12 protein-coding genes and 1 riboswitch are annotated in these 18,094 nt (G+C 69.3%); of the genes, 10 read left to right on the forward strand and 2 right to left on the reverse strand.

Annotation, left to right across the window (positions count from 1 at the left end):
• Window position 1: 1 nt before the first annotated feature.
• Window positions 2–1,810: a GmrSD restriction endonuclease domain-containing protein gene (locus IEZ15_RS00765; protein WP_189273370.1), complete on the reverse strand. Its 1,809-nt coding sequence runs from the start codon at window positions 1,808–1,810 to the stop codon at window positions 2–4.
• Window positions 1,811–1,959: 149 nt separating this feature from the next.
• On the opposite strand from IEZ15_RS00765, the gene brxD reads away from it, so the two are divergent.
• The 3 genes from brxD to IEZ15_RS00780 all read left to right on the forward strand — a co-directional run bounded on the left by brxD (window position 1,960) and on the right by IEZ15_RS00780 (window position 7,923).
• Entirely contained in the window at window positions 1,960–3,294 is a 1,335-nt protein-coding gene (gene brxD, locus IEZ15_RS00770) for a BREX system ATP-binding protein BrxD (RefSeq protein ID WP_189273372.1), read from the forward strand.
• The gene (locus tag IEZ15_RS00775; protein WP_189273374.1) at window positions 3,291–5,450 is read left to right on the forward strand and encodes a DEAD/DEAH box helicase; all 2,160 of its coding nucleotides are present in this window, start codon (window positions 3,291–3,293) and stop codon (window positions 5,448–5,450) included. Before brxD ends, IEZ15_RS00775 begins: the two co-directional genes overlap by 4 nt.
• A gap of 116 nt (window positions 5,451–5,566) precedes the next feature.
• Window positions 5,567–5,681, reverse strand: a riboswitch (ZMP/ZTP riboswitch).
• 292 nt (window positions 5,682–5,973) lie between these two features.
• Window positions 5,974–7,923, forward strand: a complete 1,950-nt coding sequence (locus IEZ15_RS00780; RefSeq protein WP_189273376.1) for a S53 family peptidase — start codon at window positions 5,974–5,976, stop codon at window positions 7,921–7,923.
• Between the two features lie 129 nt (window positions 7,924–8,052).
• Here IEZ15_RS00780 and ku read toward each other — a convergent pair whose 3' ends face one another.
• Window positions 8,053–9,120, reverse strand: a complete 1,068-nt coding sequence (gene ku / locus IEZ15_RS00785) for a non-homologous end joining protein Ku (protein ID WP_189273378.1) — start codon at window positions 9,118–9,120, stop codon at window positions 8,053–8,055.
• A gap of 61 nt (window positions 9,121–9,181) precedes the next feature.
• Here ku and ligD point away from each other — a divergent pair, with 61 nt between their 5' ends.
• The 7 genes from ligD (at window position 9,182) to IEZ15_RS00820 (ending at window position 18,089) form a co-directional block, all read left to right on the forward strand.
• Window positions 9,182–10,078, forward strand: coding sequence for a non-homologous end-joining DNA ligase (gene ligD / locus IEZ15_RS00790; RefSeq protein WP_114246636.1), 897 nt, complete (start codon window positions 9,182–9,184; stop codon window positions 10,076–10,078).
• A 238-nt stretch (window positions 10,079–10,316) separates the two neighbouring features.
• Window positions 10,317–12,497 carry a HEAT repeat domain-containing protein gene (locus tag IEZ15_RS00795; RefSeq protein WP_189273380.1) on the forward strand — a complete coding sequence of 727 codons (2,181 nt, stop codon included), beginning with the start codon at window positions 10,317–10,319 and terminating at the stop codon, window positions 12,495–12,497.
• A complete protein-coding gene (locus tag IEZ15_RS00800; RefSeq protein ID WP_189273382.1) occupies window positions 12,494–12,841 on the forward strand; it encodes a zinc ribbon domain-containing protein in 348 nt (115 codons plus the stop codon). The genes IEZ15_RS00795 and IEZ15_RS00800 overlap by 4 nt, the downstream gene beginning before the upstream one ends.
• Window positions 12,842–12,948: 107 nt before the next feature.
• Complete coding sequence (locus tag IEZ15_RS00805; RefSeq protein ID WP_189273384.1) at window positions 12,949–13,725, forward strand: hypothetical protein; 777 nt, start codon at window positions 12,949–12,951, stop codon at window positions 13,723–13,725.
• The gene (locus tag IEZ15_RS00810) at window positions 13,722–15,074 is read left to right on the forward strand and encodes an ATP-binding protein (RefSeq protein WP_189273386.1); all 1,353 of its coding nucleotides are present in this window, start codon (window positions 13,722–13,724) and stop codon (window positions 15,072–15,074) included. The genes IEZ15_RS00805 and IEZ15_RS00810 overlap by 4 nt, the downstream gene beginning before the upstream one ends.
• A 122-nt stretch (window positions 15,075–15,196) precedes the next feature.
• Entirely contained in the window at window positions 15,197–16,576 is a 1,380-nt protein-coding gene (locus IEZ15_RS00815; RefSeq protein WP_189273388.1) for an FtsW/RodA/SpoVE family cell cycle protein, read from the forward strand.
• A 55-nt stretch (window positions 16,577–16,631) separates the two neighbouring features.
• Entirely contained in the window at window positions 16,632–18,089 is a 1,458-nt protein-coding gene (locus IEZ15_RS00820; RefSeq protein WP_189273390.1) for a penicillin-binding transpeptidase domain-containing protein, read from the forward strand.
• Window positions 18,090–18,094 lie beyond the last annotated feature (5 nt).

An 18,094-nucleotide genomic window follows, 5' to 3' on the forward strand; every position in this document is an offset into this window, starting at 1 on the left:
CTCACACCCATTCCGTCGCGTCACGGAAGACGGTGCGCTTACCCATGGCAGCCCTGACCAGATCGCGGAGCTGCTTCGCCCGGTTCTCGTAGAAACGGACGAAGTCCCCCTCCTTCAGGGCATCCACGTCGACGAGGTGGGTGGCCACGACATCCTCGAACCATTCGGGGCGCATACCCGATTCGAGCGAGAGCGTCTTGAGATAAGCACCGGGCGGACCGGACATGCTCTTGCTGGCCCGGAGCGACAGCGGGGTTTTGTTGACGATCGACGTGGCATACCGGGCCCAGGTGGGCTCGTTCCTGGCGATCCACGCCTTGGGGAAGATCAGCCGTACGTCGACCGCGTGCTCCACCAATTGCGCCGGAGCGAGAGGGCTGTCGGTGAAATACCAGTCCACCGCCCCTTGCTTGATGAGCAGAGCGTAGATCCCCTTGTAGGCGGCGCTGTTGCGAGTCGTCAGGGTGTCCAGTCGGTCATCGAGAAAGGCCGCCTCGCTGACCGTGTCGGGGGCCGCCTGGTCCTCACCGCGAATCCAGTCGATCAGCTGCTCGACATCCCTGGTGAAACGCGTTTCCAGCGAACCGCCGTACATCTCGCCGAGCACGCCGCACCAGTACCACTGACTGATGCGCTCGTCGGCGCCCGGGGTGTCCGTCTCCGTGCCGATGAGTGCGCGCACGGCTGCCAGCGGCACCAACTGCGTCTGGTAGGGCAGATCGCCGGTCCGGACGATTGACTGGCGCTCCAGGAAGCCACCGACCCAGGTGAAGGCGGCCGCCACCCGGGGCGCCAGCCTCCTGAAGTCCGCGAGTGGCAGATTGAGGAGGTCCCGGCGCTTGCAGGAGACCGATGTACCCGCTCCGGCCTGCTTGGCCTCCCAGGTGCGGACCAGGGAAACCGCCTGCAGGAAATCGCTGCTGCTCAGGCCGTTCTCCGCCCCGGCCTCAGGTCGGCCGAAAACCGGATAGGCGGACGTCAGTTCTTTCTTGATCTGCTTCCACTCGTCCGGTAGCCGGTAATAGTCCCCGTGCGCTGCGACATGCTCCTGGTTGCCCGCGTAGGTGGCTGTCAGCAGCTCGAAGACGTTCAGCGGCACGCCACCGCTGTTCACTCGCTCGAATACGGCGCACACAGCGTCCGTTGTCGTCGTCGACGCGAGCTTGATCATCGGGACGTCGAACGACAGCATGTTGTGCAGAACCTGGTCCTGGAACTGGCTCCACAGTGGCCAGTTACTGGCGTCTTGCACGAACTCCTGCTGCCAGGCGCTCACTCGATGCGTGTCAAAGACAAAGTGGAGCGGAAAATATCCGGCGGCACACTCAAGTTCGATTGTGCTCAGATCCAGGATGATCTTGCGGGCGAAATCCCGCTTCAGCTTGCGGTCTTCGGGCACGGAGACAATCGCGTCGTCACGGTCGGCCGGCGATCCGACGGCTTTGGCGATGTCGACGTAGTACCAGCACTTCAGGTCGCCTCCCCGGGAATCGACCGTTTCGACCGGGCGGTCCTGATGCAGTGCCTGGAAGAGCGAGGTCATCCGCTGCTGTCCGTCCAGCAGCAGAAGATCGGGCGTCCGCGCCTCGCCGGACTCCGCCCCCTTCAACGCCCGGGCCTTGAACTGGGACTTGCCACCGGTATGCAGCGACATGACCACACCGAGCGGATACTTCAGCGTCACCGTCGCGATGAGCGCCCTGATCCGCTCGTCGTCCCACTTCCACTGCCGCTGGAAGTCCGGCAATTGGAGGGCGCCGGATGCAACGTCCTTGAGTACGTCCTTCAGATTCGGATTGTCGAGCGCCACGCCGCTTCTTCCCCCACCCTGAACAGAACTGTGCACTGAGAATCTGACCGACGGGTCGCCCAAGTGTCAATCAGCGCAAGCGCTGCACAGTCCTCAACAGCAGAATCCGGCCGCGACCCGAAGCTCTCTGTTGGTGGGAGACTGGCCGGGTGAGTATCGACAGACCCGTACGAACCAGTCCCGTGAGCGCCGCCCGGCGCCGGGATGTGATCGACGCCCTTCGGCGCGGCGCCGTTCCCGAGAGCGGCCTCGATCTGCTCGCCACCGGACTGGACCGATTCGAGCCGGCGCTCGACGCCGAGCTCGACGCCGTGGCCTCGGGTGCCTCCGTGTTCAAGGCGGTACGGGGCGAGTACGGGTCCGGCAAGACCTTCTTCACCAGATGGCTCGGCGAGCGCGCCAAGCGGCGCAACTTCGCCGTAGCCGAGATTCAGGTCTCGGAGACCGAGACACCACTGCACAAACTGGAGACGGTCTACCGCCGCCTCACCGAGCGGCTGACCACCTCCGGCTTCCCACCGAGTGCACTGCGCCCTGTCGTGGACGCATGGTTCTACGCACTTGAGGAAGACTCACTCTCCGCAGGCGCCGCGGAGGAGGACCTGGCGGACGCCGTGGACCAGCTGATGGCGGCCCGCCTCACCGACGTATCCCGGCACGCCCCATCCTTCGCGACGGCCCTTCGCGGCTACCGGACCGCTCTCACCTCGGGCGACGAAGTGACCGCCGCGGCAGTGATGGCATGGCTGGGCGGCCAGCCACATGTGGCTGCGTCGGCCCGCAGAGCTGCCGGAGTCCGCGGCGACCTCGACCATTTCGGTGCCTTCGGGTTCCTTCAGGGGCTGCTGACGGTGCTGCGCGACTCCGGGCACAAGGGGTTGTTCGTCGTTCTCGACGAGGTGGAGACTCTTCAGCGGGTCCGTTCCGACGCACGTGACAAGGCACTGAACGCGCTGCGCCAGCTCATCGACGAGGTGCACTCCGGGCGCTTCCCCGGCCTGTATCTGCTGATAACCGGCACTCCGGCGTTCTACGAAGGCCAGCAGGGGGTCCAGCGACTCGCGCCCCTGGCGCAGCGGCTCGCCACCGATTTCACCACCGACCCACGTTTCGACAATCCCCGCGCCGTGCAAGTCCGGCTGCCCGGTTTCACCCAGGACTCATTGGTGGGTCTGGGGATCACCATCCGCGACCTGTACGCGGACGGTGTCCGTGATTCCGAGCGTGTCAGGACTGTTGTGGACGACGCGTACATTGCCGACCTGGCCGTGGCCGTCGGCGGGGCGCTCGGTGGCAGGGTGGGTGTCGCACCCCGGCTGTTCCTGAAGAAGCTCGTCGGCGACGTTCTGGACCGCGTTGACCAATTCGACGACTTCGATCCGCGTCAACACTATGCCTTGACGGTCAAGGTGGCGGAGATGAGCGAGGTCGAACGCAACGCGGCGGCCGCCGGCCCGGACGAGATCGAACTGGATCTTCCATGACCGCGGCCCCGGATCCACTGGATCTGCTGCACCCGGGAATCGTCCACCACATCGTGAACACCTTGGGGTGGCCGGGCCTGCGCCCGCTTCAGGAGGAGGCGATCACACCGCTCGTCGACGGTTCGGACGCATTGCTGCTGGCCCCCACCGCCGGGGGGAAGACCGAGGCGGCGAGCTTCCCGTTGCTCTCACGCATGGCCCGGGAGAGCTGGACCGGCACCTCGGTCCTCTACGTCTGTCCTCTCAAGGCGCTGTTGAACAATCTGCTGCCCCGGCTGGAGACGTACACGTCGTGGCTCGGGCGCACAGCGGCGCTCTGGCACGGCGACGTACCGCAGACACGCCGCAAACGCATCCTGCGGGAACGCCCGGACGTTCTGCTGACCACTCCGGAGTCTCTGGAGGCCATGCTGGTCAGCACGAATGTCGACCACAAGGCGTTCTTCTCGGGGATACGCAGCATCGTTGTGGACGAGGTGCACGCCTTCGCCGGGGACGACCGGGGATGGCACCTGCTCACCGTGCTGGAACGGCTGGAGCGCGTGGCCGGACATCCGGTCCAACGGGTGGGGCTCTCGGCGACCGTGGGGAACCCGGAGCAACTGCTCACCTGGTTGCGGGGGGCCCGGGGCGGCTCGAAGGAGGGCAACCCGCGAGTGATCGCTCCGCATCTGCGTACCGAGGCGTCGTCGGCACCGCAATCGCCTCCGCCGGGGAACGTCCAGCTCGACTACGTCGGTTCGCTGTCCAACGCAGCCACCGTGATCGCGGCCCTGCACAGAGGCGAGAAGCGTCTGGTGTTCTGTGAGTCGCGCAAGCAGGTCGAAGAGCTCGGTGAGGCACTGCGCGCGAAGGGTGTGACCACGTTCCTGTCCCATGCGTCGCTGTCCGCGGACGAGCGTCGACGCGCAGAGGAAGCCTTCGCGGACGCACGCGACTGCGTGATCGTCTCCACGAGCACCCTGGAACTCGGCATCGATGTGGGTGATCTCGACCGGGTCATCCAGATCGACGCCCCCGGGACCGTGGCTTCCTTCCTCCAGCGTCTCGGGCGCACCGGACGGCGCCCGGGATCGACGCGCAACTGCCTGTTCCTGACGCTCGACGAGGCCGGTCTGTTGTCGGCTGCCGCCCTTCTGCTGCTCTGGTCGCGCGGCTGGGTCGAGCCGGTCATCGCGCCGCCGGAACCCCGGCACATCGTCGCTCAGCAGGTGCTCGCACTCTGCCTTCAGGAGCACCGCGTCGGAGACCGGCTGTGGCAGGACTGGTGGGGCGGGCTCGGGCCGTTCGGCCCGTCCGCCGAACCGCTCGTACGTCACCTGATCGCGGAGGGCTACCTCAACCGTGACGGCGGAATGCTGTTCATCGGCCCCGAGGCCGAACGACGCTTCGGCTACCGGCACTTCATGGATCTGACGGCCGTGTTCACCGCGGCGCCCGAGTTCACTGTCCTGTCCGGCCGCAACGAAATCGGCACGACGGACCCTGCGCTGCTCACTGAAGAAATCGCCGGACCGCGGCGGCTGCTGCTCGCCGGGCGCAGTTGGCAGGTGACCTACATCGACTGGTCGCGGCGCCGCTGCTTCGTCGAGCCGGTGGACGGGGGCGGGAAGGCCCGATGGGGCGGGGTGGGTCTCTCCCGCACCGGGTCCCACGCGCTGACCCGAGCGGCGCGAGAGGTGCTGCTTGGTCAGACGCCTCCGGTCGACTTCACCCGACGCGCGGACAGCGCCCTCGACCAGGTACGCGAGAAAGGGGCTGAGCTGGTGCACCCGGATGCCTCGGTTCTCCTGCGAGGCGGGCGCGACACAAATGTGCGCTGGTGGACGTGGGCCGGGTACAAGGCCAACGCGACTCTGGCAGCCTCGCTCGGTTCCGTCGCCGATCCTTTGCAGCGTCCCACGGACACGTACATCCGGCTCCGTGAAGACATCACGCTTCAAGAATGGAAGCAGGCCAAGTCTGATGCAGCGGGGCGTCTGTGCCTTCCCTCGGTGGACCCCCGCGCTCTGCATGGTCTGAAGTTCAGCGCGGCTCTGCCGGCGCGACTGGCCGAGGCGACGCTTGCCGCCCGCCTTGCCGACCTCGGTGGCGCGGCGGAAGCGCTTCGTGAACCCATCAGGTTCACTTTCGAAGGCCCGCAACAGCGCGGGTGACATGCGGTGCAAGCCAGGCATGGGCACAGCCGGTCGGACAGGCCGGTGCGTCGGCCAGCCTGGGTACCGGCCCAAAGAAATTCACGGAAGCTCAGAGGAACGGTGCCGGGCGCGGACCCGGATGCCCAGGCGGACGGCTCTCCGGTGATGACGCCCCCGGGTGTGCCGCTCCCTCGTGGTCGATTCCACAGAGCACCCCTGTCGGGGTGCACGCCAGTCGCGGCATCGGTCACTTCATCCGGCGCCGACGCCGGTTCGGCGCGGCCCGTGTCGACCCGTCCAGTGGCGGACGGGTCGACAGCGCCCGGACCGCACCGGGGACCGGAGGATGTGACGAGACATCCCCTCGGCCGACATATTTACGTCGATTCATCATGAACTACACCATGACCTAAGCCACTTGGTCGATTCTTGGTGAATGCATACCCCCTGCATGAGGTGTTCCTCGCCAGAGTGGCGCATTACATGTGCACATCATCCGGCACATGCTCCACACGCGAAGAACCACATCGCAGGGGGTTACATGAGAAACAGCCGCGCGAGAAGTCGCGCCGCGCTGAGCATGGCGGCGACACTGCCGCTGCTCGCCGGTGCGCTCGCCCTCGGGATACCGAACGCCAGCGCGGACTCCGCGCCGAGCGGGCGGGACGCGCTGCAGGGCACCAAGCCTGTCTGGGCGACCGCCAAGGCCGATCAGGGGGCCACGTCCGACAGCGACAAGGTCAGCATCCGGGTCCATCTGGCCGGACGGGACGCGAAGGGGCTGGCCGCCTACGCCGCCGCCGTGTCCGACCCGCAGTCCGCTTCGTACGGGAAGTACCTGAGCGCCGAACAGGCGCAGGCCCGGTTCGGGGCCACTCAGCAGCAGATCGACCAGGTCGGCCAATGGCTGAAGGCGAACGGACTGACCGTCACCGGCGCCAACCGGCACTATGTCTCGGCCACCGGTGATGTGGCCGCCGCCGAGAAGACGTTCGGCACCCAGCTGCGCAACTACCGCAAGGGCAGCCGGACCTACCGCGCCCCGGCCTCCACCGCCTCCATGCCCGCCGGGCTGAGCGATGCCGTTCTCGCCGTCTCCGGCCTGGACAACGCGCCGCACAAGTCGAGCCACGACGAGACGCTGCCGCCGCCGGACGCGGTGTTCCGCAACTCCGGCCCCTTCTCCTCGTACTACGGCTCGAAGACCGCGTCGACGCTGCCGAGCGCCTACGGGTCCAAGGTGCCGTACGCGGTCAAGGGCTACACCGGAAAGCAGCTGCGCGCCGCGTACGGTGCGGGCGACTGGACCGGCAAGGGCGTCACCGTCGCGATCACCGACGCGTACGCCTCGCCGACCATCGCGAAGGACGCCGCCGAGTATGCCAAGCGCAACGGCGACGCCCCGTACCGTCGCGGGCAGCTCAGCCAGGTGCTGCCGGCCGACTACACGAAGACCGAGGAGTGCGGGGCCTCCGGCTGGTACGGCGAGGAGACCCTCGACGTCGAGGCCGTGCACGCGGTCGCGCCCGCCGCCGACATCGTGTACGTGGCCGGCGCCTCCTGCTACGACGCCGATCTGCTGGACTCGCTGAACAAGGTCGTCGACCACCGGCTCGCGGACATCGTCTCCAACTCATGGGGCGACATCGAGGCCAATGAGACCCCGGACGTCGCGGCCGCGTACGACCAGGTCTTCAAGATGGGCGCGATCGAGGGCATCGGCTTCTACTTCTCGTCCGGCGACGACGGCGACAACGTCGCGTCCACGGGGACGAAGCAGATCGACGTGCCGTCCAACTCCGCCTGGGTGACCTCGGTCGGCGGCACCGCTCTGGCCGTCGGCAAGAACGACACGTACCAGTGGGAGACCGGCTGGGGCACACTGAAGGCCAACCTCGCCGACGACGGCAAGACCTGGACCGGCTTCCCGGGCACGTACACCTCGGGCGCGGGCGGCGGCACCAGCTCGTCCGTGAAGCAGCCTTTCTACCAGCGCGGAGTCGTCCCGGACTCGCTCGCGCAGGCGAACGGGAAGAAGCGGATGCGCACGGCCCCGGACATCGCGGCCGTCGCCGACCCGAACACCGGCTTCCTGGTCGGTCAGACCCAGACGCTGCCCGACGGATCGCTCGGCTACGACGAGTACCGCATCGGTGGTACGTCACTGGCCGCGCCGGTCATCGCCGGTGTCCAGGCGCTCGCGCAGCAGGCCCGGCACGGTCTGCCGATCGGTTTCGCCAACCCGGCGATCTACGCCCGGTACGGATCGAAGGCGTACCACGACGTCACGGACCACCCGCTGGGCCCGAACCGCGACCTCGCGGTGGCCCGGGTCGACTTCGCCAACGGTTTCGACGCGGCGGACGGCGTACTGACGTCGGTGCGCAGCCTGGGCAAGGACGCCTCACTCAAGGCGGTCAAGGGGTACGACGACGTGACGGGTGTCGGGACCCCGGCGGCCGGCTACGTGAACTCGTACCGCCGGCACTGACGTAGCGGTCGGTATACGTCGACGGCCGTCCCGGGGCCCCGCTCCGGTGCGGCCGTCGGTCGTGCGTGGGCCCGGGCTCGTGCCGCGCACCCGTACCCCGGGCCGAGGCGCGCTTGTCCCATGCGTGTCTCAGGCCGAGGCGCGCTTGCGAGGGGCCGCCTTCTTCGTTGTCGACTTCGGGTCCGACTTCGCGGTGGTCTTCTTCGCCGTCGCCTTGGCGGACGACTTCGCCGTCGACCGTGCGGCGGTCTTCTTGGCGGGTGCCCTGCTCGGCGTCGACTTCTTCGCAGCCGTCTTCTTGGTTGACGCCGTGGCCTTCTTCTTCGCTCCGGTTCCGCCCGACTTCTTGCGGCCGGTGAGCGAGGTGACCTTGGCGGCGGGCGCCTTCGCCGATTCCCCGGCGGTCTCCGGCTCCTCGCCGCGGGCCTCCTTCGCGGCCCGGACGCTGTTCTCCAGCGCTGCGATCAGGTCGACGACCGTGCCGCCGCCCGAGGCGTCCGCCTCCGCCGGCTCCAGGGTCCGGCCGTCCGCCTTCGCCGCGATGAGTTCCTCGACCGCCTTGCGGTAGTCGTCGTGGAGCGAGTCCATGTCGACCTCGCCGAGGGTGGCCATCAGCGCGTCGGCCAGATCGAGTTCGGCATCGCGGACCGTGACCTCGGTCTCCGGGGCGACGCCCTCGGGGCTGCGGATCTCGTCCGGCCAGAGCAGGCCGTGCATGGCGATCACATCGTCGACCACCCGCAGCATGCCGAGCCGTTCGCGGCCTCGCAGCGCGTATTTCGCCACGGCGACCTTCTGGCTCCGCTTCAGCGCCTCACGCAGCAGGGTGTACGGCTTGGCCGCCGGGACCCCGTTGGCGGAGAGGTAGTACGCCGCGTCCATCTGGAGCGGGTCGATCGAAGCGGCCGGCACGAAGGCGACGATCTCGATCGTCTTGGCGGTGGGCAGCGGGAGGGAGCTGAGGTCCTCGTCGGTGATCGGGATCATCGATCCGTCGGCATCCTCGTACGCCTTGCCGATGTCGGCGGTGGTGACCTCCTGCTCGTCGATCTCGCAGACCTTCCGGTATCGGATCCGGCCGCCGTCGGCGAGGTGGATCTGGCGGAAGGAGACCGAATGGTTCTCGGTGGCGTTGATCAGCTTGATCGGGATGCTGACCAACCCGAAGGAGATGGCGCCGTTCCAGATGGACCGCACTGTTCACCCCTTGTGTCCGTATAGATACCTATAGATCAGGGAAACATGTGATTCTTATCGTATGACGCCGATCACGGAGGTGGAGGGGCGGCGGCTGGCGCTCAGCAATCTCGACAAGGTGCTGTATCCGGCCACCGGAACCACCAAGGGCGAGGTGCTCCACTACTACGCGGCCACCGCGGCGGGGGCCCTGCTCGCGCATCTGCGCAACCGGCCCGTGTCCTTCCTGCGCTATCCCGACGGGCCGGACGGGCAGCGCTTCTTCACCAAGAATCCGCCGCCGGGTACGCCGTCCTGGGTACGGACCACCGCCGTTCCGCACCATGAGGACAAACAGGCCAGACAGGTGGTCGTGCAGGATCTGGCCTCACTGATGTGGGCGGCCAATCTGGTGGTGGAATTCCACACGCCGCAGTGGCAGGCCGACGCGCCCGGGATCGCCGACCGGATGGTGTTCGACCTGGACCCCGGTGCGCCCGCGACCGTGGTGGAGTGCTGCGCGGTGGCACTGTGGCTGCGTGAGCGGCTGGCGGCGGACGGGTTGCTCGCGTACGGGAAGACCTCGGGGTCGAAGGGGCTGCATCTGCTCGTACCGCTGGAGCCCACCCCCGCCGATCGGGTGTCGGCGTACGCGAAAGGGCTGGCCGTCGAGGCGGAGCAGGAGCTTGCGGAGCTGGTCGTGCGCCGGATGACGCGGGCGTTGCGGCCGGGAAAGGTGTTCGTCGACTTCAGCCAGAACGCGGCGGCGAAGACGACCGCCACGCCCTATACGCTGCGCGCCCGGCCCGAACCGACCGTCTCGGCGCCCGTCACCTGGGCGGAGATCGACGAGTGCCGGGCGCCGGGGAAGCTGGTCTTTCTGGCCGGTGACATGGGGGCGCGACTGAAGCGGTACGGGGATCTGCTGGGTCCGCTCATCGATCCGGACCGGGCAGGGCGGTTGCCGAGTGCACGGTAGGGGCGGGGGTCGGGGCCGGGTCGGGATGGCCGCCGTCCTGTCCTCGATCATCGCCGGACGGACTGCTGTCATCGGTCGATCGACGTGTCCGGAATTCGCCCCCGGAGCGCATAGCGCATGGCGGAGGATCTTGTCATGTCCGTCAGGAAAAGACCGCATGTGGAGGGCGGAGCGTCCGAGCCGTGGTGCAGACTCCTCGCAGACACTGCTTCGTGGAATTGCGTGGGGAGGCGATGGCGTGTTCGCAGGGATCGACGAGGTCGACTGGGGCTCGATGGAGCATGCCTACGGGCCTGCCGATGATGTGCCGGAGATGCTGCGGGGTCTCGCGTCCGCCGATCCGGCGGAGCGCGAGGCGGCGCTGGACGGCATGTACGGGGCCGTTCACCACCAGGGTGATGTGTACGCATGCACGCTGGCCTGCATTCCGTTTCTCTTCGAGCTGGTCGTGGATCCGGGCATTCAGGACCGGGGCAGCATCGTCGAGCTGCTCACCAGCATCGGCGGCATCGATCTGGACGGGGACGACGAGGACGAGATCGACGAGGACGAGATCGAGGGCGCGGCGAACTACGCGATGGCGGCGACCGCCGTCACCGCGGGCGCCGGGGTGTTCTTCGAGCTGATGGCCGACGAGGACCCGGGCGCGCGGCTCTCCGCGCCCCTGGCGCTCGCCACGCTCCACAGCCACCCCGTACAGGTCCTCGCGCTGCTGCGGGAGCGGTTGCCGGTGGAGCCGGCCGAGGAGGTTCGGCTCGCCCTGGTCGAGGCCGCGGGGCGGATCGCTCTGCGGCACCGTGCGCTGGCCGGGCAGGCGGCCGACTGGCTGACCCGGCTGGCCGGTGCGGGTTTCCCGCCGGGGTTGCGGCTCGCCGCGCTGGCCCAACTGGCGCGGTGCGCGCCGGATGCGCTGCCGGGCGATGTCGTACGAGTGGTGACGGGTCTGCTGCGGCAGCTGCGCTCGGTGCCCGTACGTCGGGCGGGGGCGGCTTCCGCGGTCGATGCGCAGGCCGGTCCGGCCGAGGCGGTCGCGGCCGTCGACGCGCACTCGGAGGCGGCCGGAACCGGGGAGCCGCCCGTCGAGGAGCGGGCCGCGCCCCTGACCCTGGTGGGGCAGTTGCGGGCACTGCCCGACGAGGAGACTTCGGGGCGCACCGCCCCCTGGACGGCGGACCTGCTGCGGACGCTGCATGTCGGACTCGACGACCGGGTCGCCGAGCGGACGGCGCTGCTGACGGATCAGCTGCGCAGCCCCGACCACCAGCAGCGGATCGATGCGCTCCGGATGAGCAGCGGGCTGGTCCGGGCCTGGCGCGGCTCGTACGAGGAGCTGGTCCGGCTGGTGGGTGAGCAGCTCGCCACCCCCGAGCCGCGGCTGGCCGAGACCGCCGCGCACGTGCTGGAGGAGCTCTTCGGGCTCGCCGCGCCCGCCGCCGATGCGCTGGCGGCTCGGGTGGCGGCGGACCCCGGCGCCTGGGTTCAGGACTGGCCGAGCGGTCCTCCGGGGCTCGGCAGCGCGGTGAAGGCGCTGGCCAGGCTGGGTGATACCCGTGCCGTGCCCGCGCTGGCCGCCGCGCTGGAGCGGCCCGAGGTGCCGCACGATGTGGGATTCGCCATCGGCTGTCTGGGGACGGCAGCGGCCCCGCTGACCGCTCTGCTGCGCCGCAGGCTCGGCGAGGTCCGTCTCCACGAGGGGGCGTACGACCAAGCGAGCCCGCTGCTCACGGGGCTGACCGCGCTACGGGCTGACGAGGCGATGCCGGAGGTGCTGCGGGTGTTGCGCGGCGCGCCGGAGTACCGGGGCGAGTGGCTGCGTACGGCGGCGCTGCGGGCGCTCGGTTCGTTCGGGCCCGCGGCGCACAGTGCCGTACCGGAGCTGCGTGTTCTGCTGCGCCGCCCCGGGAACACCTCGGCAACGGAGGTCGCGGAGGCCCTGTGGGCGGTCGACGGGGACGCCGACGCCGTGCTGCCGGTGCTGATCGAGGGCCTCCAGGCCGAGCGGGCCCACGAGCGGCGCTCCGCTGTGAACGCGCTGGGCAGGCTCGGGACGCAGGCGGCGGTGACGGCACCCCGGCTGCGCGCACTGCTCGGGCACGAGGAGCTCTGGCTGCGGGTGGATGCGGCGATCGCGCTGGGGGACGTGTCCGGGCGGGCCGAGGAGTCCGTGCCGGTGCTCCTGGCGGCCTGGGAAAAGAACCGTCATGTCCGGGTCCGGGTGGCGGAATGTCTGGCGCGGACGGGTGCCGCTGGTGCAGGGTCGGACGTGGCACGTGTGCTGCGCGCCGAACTCGCCTCCGTACGCCGTCACAACGCGATGGACGGTGGATACGGCAGCCACGACACATACGAGGACGAAAAGCTGCTGGCGCTCTGCCGGCAGGCGCTTCTGGGTGATACGGGGAAGGGACTCACAACGTGATCATTTTCGGTACGCGGGGTTATCTGTACCAACTGGCCATCCTGACGATGGTCTGTGGCTGGTGCGGCAATCCGGCCGCGCACACGCTGCGCAAGCGGGTCACGAAGTTCACGCTGTTCTTCGTGCCGCTGTTCCCGTTCTCGACGAAGTTCGCGACGCAGTGCACGTTCTGCGGCGGGGAGCAGCAGATCCCGAAGGAGCAGGCCGAACAGCTGCTGGCGCAGCATGCCGCCTCGCAGGACGGCAATCCGTTCGGGCAGGCGCAGGGACAGGGGCAGGGGCAGGGACAGGGACAGCCGGGATACGCGCCCGGTGGGCAGGGACAGAACCCCTACCAGCGCTGAATCAGCATCCCGACCAGCACCCAACCGGTACCAAATAGACAAAATACAAAAATTACTTCCTTCCGAATAAGGTCTATGAGGCACAGACCGCGGGAAGGGAGGGTGCCATGCGTCCGCATCGCCGGGTGCAGCGCCGCACGGCGGCGGCCTTCGGGGCCGTCGTCGGCGCAGTGCTGCTGGCCGGCTGCGGCACCGGCGGCGGGCTGCGGAGCGCCGGAGCGACCGCGACCGCCATCGGGCCCGCCCGGCTCTGGCCCGAGCTGCCGCCGGCCTCCGCCGCCCCGTACGACTACGGCGAGGGCGAGACCGCGCGCATCCCGGGGATCGAGGTGCCGGACGGCGATGTGCACCGTCTGGATCCGGTGGCGGTGGTGCAGGCGGGCCTGAAGGCCCGGCCCAACCGGTCCAGCGGCACGGCCGACCTCCCCGCCGACACGGTCCGCCACATCGTCGCGTGCCGTACCGAGCCCGCTTCCTGTCCCGTGCTGCAGCCCTACTTCCGTGATCTGACGGGCGACGGCAAGGACGAGATGGTGCTCGGCGTCCGGTTGCCCGGCCGCCAGCTCTCCGTACGGGTCTATATGCCGGAGGCGGGCGGGCTGACCCGGATCCTGTCCACCGCGGACGCCGTGATCAGCGTCGAGCTGGCCGGGCGGGATCTGATCATGCGGGTGCCGTCGGCCATCACCGGGTACGAGTACCGCACCGCCTGGTCCTGGGACGGCAGGCAGCGCGCGATGCTGCCCACCCGGGACGAGATCCTGCGGATGCCCGCGTCCCGGGCCCCGCAGCCGCACCCCACGACCACCGGTCCGACAACCGGATCCACCACCGCCGGACCCACCGCCACACCGTCCGTCGGCGTTTCCGCGGAGCGCCGATGAGGCGGCACGGAACGAAGCGGCGCGGGCTGCGCGCGCCTGCCTGGACCGCGACGCTCACCTGGAAGTCGGCCGTCTTCATCACCGTGATGTGCTGCGCCCTCGCCGCGCTGCTGAGCGTGCTGGTCCACAGCGAGGTGACCCGTCAGACCGTCGGCCAGGCCCGCGAGAAGGCGCTGTCCCGGCTGGAGGACGTCACCGTCGCGTACGAGACGGGCGAGGCGCTCCCGCCGGGTTCCGGCATCGATCCGCCGGGGCTGCCCGCCTCCCTGCGCGCACTGGCCGCGGGCGGCGACCGCGGCACGCTCGTCGCCCATCACAACGGGCGTCCGGTCATGTGGGCGGCGGCTCCGGCCGGCGGCCGTGCGCTGGCCACGGAGGTGGACTACAGCCAGAGCGCCCGCACGATCAGCGATCTCGACGGAGCGATCGTCGGCTCCTCCCTGCTGGCCACCGGCGCCACCCTGCTCGTCGGCGCGTTCGCCGTCACCCGGGTCACCCGGCGGCTGCACCAGACGGCCCGGGTGGCCCGCCGGATCAGTGCGGGCGACCTCGACGCCCGCGTCGGCGATCCGCGCACGGCGGACCCTTCGCGCCCGCAGGACGAGGTGGCGATCGTCGCCGGTGCGCTGGACACGATGGCGTCCACGCTCCAGCGCAAGCTGCTGACCGAGCAGCGGTTCACGGCCGATGTGGCGCACGAGCTCCGCACCCCGCTGACCGGCCTCTCGGCCGCCGCCGAACTGCTGCCGCCGGGGCGGCCGTCCGAACTGGTACGGGACCGGGTCCGGACGATGAGGGGGCTGACGGAGGATCTGCTGGAGATCTCCCGGCTGGACGCCCGCACGGAGCAGGTCGACCTCGATGTCCACGAGCTGGCGCCGCTCGTCGAACGCGTGGTGCGCGCATCCGGCACGGAGACCGAGATCCTTTCCGAAAGAACCGCCGCAGGGCGACCGCGGGAGCACGTACAGGTCGAGACCGACAAGCGGCGCCTGGAACGGGTGCTGGGCAATCTGATCACCAATGCGCACAAGCACGGCCGCCCTCCGGTGGTACTGACGGTCGACGGACCGGTGGTGACCGTACGCGATCACGGGCCGGGATTTCCGGACTATCTGCTGGCCGACGGCCCGCAGCGGTTCCGTACCGAGGGCGGCGGCAAGGGACACGGTCTCGGGCTGACCATCGCCGTCGGGCAGGCGGAGGTGATCGGCGCCGCCCTCACCTTCTCCAACGCCCAGGACGGCGGGGCGGTGGCCCGGCTGACGCTCCCCGAGTACGTACGGCTGGACGCCGAGGTGCCGGAAAGCCGGTGCGCGCCGGAATGCGGACCGCATCACAAGGAGTGAGGGGGCGTCAGCCGGACACCCGCCCGACGCCTGCCGCCGGGCATACTCTCATGAACACGTCTATGGACATACCCGCTATGACATAAGGGAAATAGACACCACCTCTTGCTACGTTGCGTGGCATGACCGCAACGACGGCGGACGCACCCCCGCCCGAACTACGTCTGCCCAAGCGGCGCGGAGTCGAGCTGCTGCTCCTCGTCGGGGCCGTCCTCATCTCCGTCTACGGCTACGCCGCCGTCGGCCTGGCCAGGAACGACGCGGTCCCGCCCGATGTGGCCGGTTACGGCGCGGGCCTGGGGCTGCTCGCCCTCCTCGCCCATCTCGCGGTCCGTTTCCGTGCCCCGTACGCCGATCCGCTGCTGCTGCCCATCGCCGTACTGCTCAACGGGCTCGGCCTGGTGCTGATCTACCGGCTCGACCTGGAGACCCCGAAGGACCAGGCGGCCCCCACCCAGCTGATCTGGTCCACGCTCGGCGTGGCGCTCTTCATCGGGGTGGTCGTCTTCCTGCGCGACCACCGGGTGCTCCAGCGGTACGCCTATCTCTCGGTAGCCACCGCCCTGGTCCTGATGATCGTGCCGATCTTCTTCCCTGCGGTGAACGGTGCCAAGATCTGGATCCGGGTCGGCGGATTCTCCTTCCAGCCCGGCGAGTTCGCCAAGATCCTGCTCGCCGTGTTCTTCGCCGCGTATCTCGCCGCGAACCGCAACGCCCTCGCCCACACCGGCCGCAGGATCTGGAAGCTCCAGCTCCCCACCGGCCGGGTGCTCGGCCCGATCGTGGCGATCTGGCTGCTCAGCGTCGGTGTGCTGGTCCTGGAACGCGATCTGGGCACCTCGCTGCTCTTCTTCGGCCTCTTTGTGATCATGCTGTACGTGGCGACCGGCCGGACCGGCTGGATCGCGGTGGGTCTGCTGCTCGCCGCCGTCGGCGCGTTCGTCGTCGGCTCCTTCGAACCCCATGTGCACAGCCGGGTCCAGGACTGGCTCGACCCGTTCGCGTCCATCGACGCCGGCCGGGGCCCCGGCCAGCTGGCACAGTCGCTGTTCGCGTTCGCCGCGGGCGGGATGCTCGGCACCGGGCTCGGGCTCGGCCACTCCATCCTCATCGGCTTCGCCGCCAAGTCCGACTTCATCCTGGCGACCGCGGGCGAGGAACTCGGCCTGACCGGACTGACCGCGGTCTTCCTGCTGTACGCACTGCTCGTCGCTCGCGGCTACCGGGCCGGCCTCGCTCTGCGCGACCCGTTCGGGCGGCTGCTGTCGATCGGTCTCGCCTCGATCCTGGCACTCCAGGTGTTCGTGATCGCGGGCGGGGTGATGGGACTGATCCCGCTGACGGGCATGGCGATGCCGTTCCTCGCCCAGGGCGGTTCGTCCGTCGTCACCAACTGGATCATCGTGGCGCTGCTGATCCGGGTCAGCGACCAGGCCCGCAGACCCCGTCCCGACCATGTGGAGACCGGAGTCATCGCACCGATGGCGGAGGAGGAACCGTGACCCCGTCCCCGCGAGCCGTGATCCCGTACCCACCGCGAGCCCCGGAGGCCAGGCCGTGATCCGCTATATCCGCCGGGCCGCCGCGCTCTGTCTGCTGCTGCTCGTGGCGCTGCTGCTGAACGCCGCCCGCATCCAGGTCCTCGATGCCGACAGCCTGGACCACAATCCCGCCAACCGCCGCCTCACGATCGCCCGTTACAGCCAGCCGCGCGGCAACATCCTGGTCGGCGGCAAGTCCGTCACCGGCACCAAGGACACCGGCGAGCAGCTCAAGTACGAGCGCACGTACACGAACGGCCCGCTGTACGCACCGGTGACCGGCTACGCCTCGCAGACGTACGGCACGACCCTGATCGAGAACGCCGAGGACGGCATCCTCTCCGGCACCGACTCGATGCTCGCCCCGTTCCCTCTGTGGAACGAGATCACCCGCAGTCAGCAGCCCGGCGGCAATGTCGTCACGACCATCAAGGACTCGATGCAGCGCGCCGCCTACGACGGGCTCGGCGGGCGGCGGGGCGCGGTCGCCGCCGTCGAGCCGTCGACCGGCAGGATCCTGGCGCTGGTCTCGACCCCTTCGTACGATCCCGGGCTGCTGTCCGGCACCGGTTCGTCGGTCACCGACGCCTGGCAGCAGCTGAACGCGGCGAAGAGCCAGCCGATGCTCAACCGGGCGATCCGGCAGACCTATCCGCCGGGCTCCACCTTCAAGATCGTGACGGCGGCGGCCGCCCTCGACGCGGACGTCGTCACCGACCCCGACAACGAGACCGACACCCCGTCCCCCTATGTTCTGCCGGGTACGTCGACCACGCTCCCCAATGAGGCGGAAGGCTGCGAGAACACCTCGCTCGCCGAGGCGATCCGGGTCTCCTGCAACACCGTGATGGCGGAGCTGGGGGTGCGGGTCGGGCTGAAGGGCATGGTCGACGCGGTACGGAAGTTCGGCTTCAACGACACCGGGCTGAAGATCCCGTCGGGGGTGGCGAAGAGCAACTTCGACACCGAGATGTCCGACGACCAGCTGGCGCTCTCGTCGATCGGGCAGTTCGACACGACGGCGACACCGCTCCAGATGGCGATGGTGGCTTCGGCCGTGGCGAACGGCGGCGACCTCAAGTACCCGTATCTGGTGGACCGTACGACCACGAGAAGCGGCTCGACCGTCCACCGGAACGGCTCGCACACCTACCACCAGGCAATGAGCCCTCGGACGGCCGTGCAGTTGCGGCGGATGATGGTCGATGTCGTGGAGCAGGGCACGGGGTCCAACGCCGCGATCGACGGGGTGAAGGTCGGCGGCAAGACCGGCACCGCACAGCACGGCATCGACAACTCGGGCAGGCCCTACGCCTGGTTCATCTCCTGGGCGCAGGCGCCGGACTCGGCACAGCCGGCCGTCGCGGTCGCCGTGGTCGTCGAGGACGCGGCCGCGAACCGGGCCGACATCAGCGGCGGCGGCAGCGCGGCCCCGATCGCCCGTTCCGTCATGCAGGCGGCTCTGGGAAAATGACCGCG

The organism is Streptomyces atratus, assembly GCF_014648655.1.
Classification (GTDB): domain Bacteria; phylum Actinomycetota; class Actinomycetes; order Streptomycetales; family Streptomycetaceae; genus Streptomyces; species Streptomyces atratus.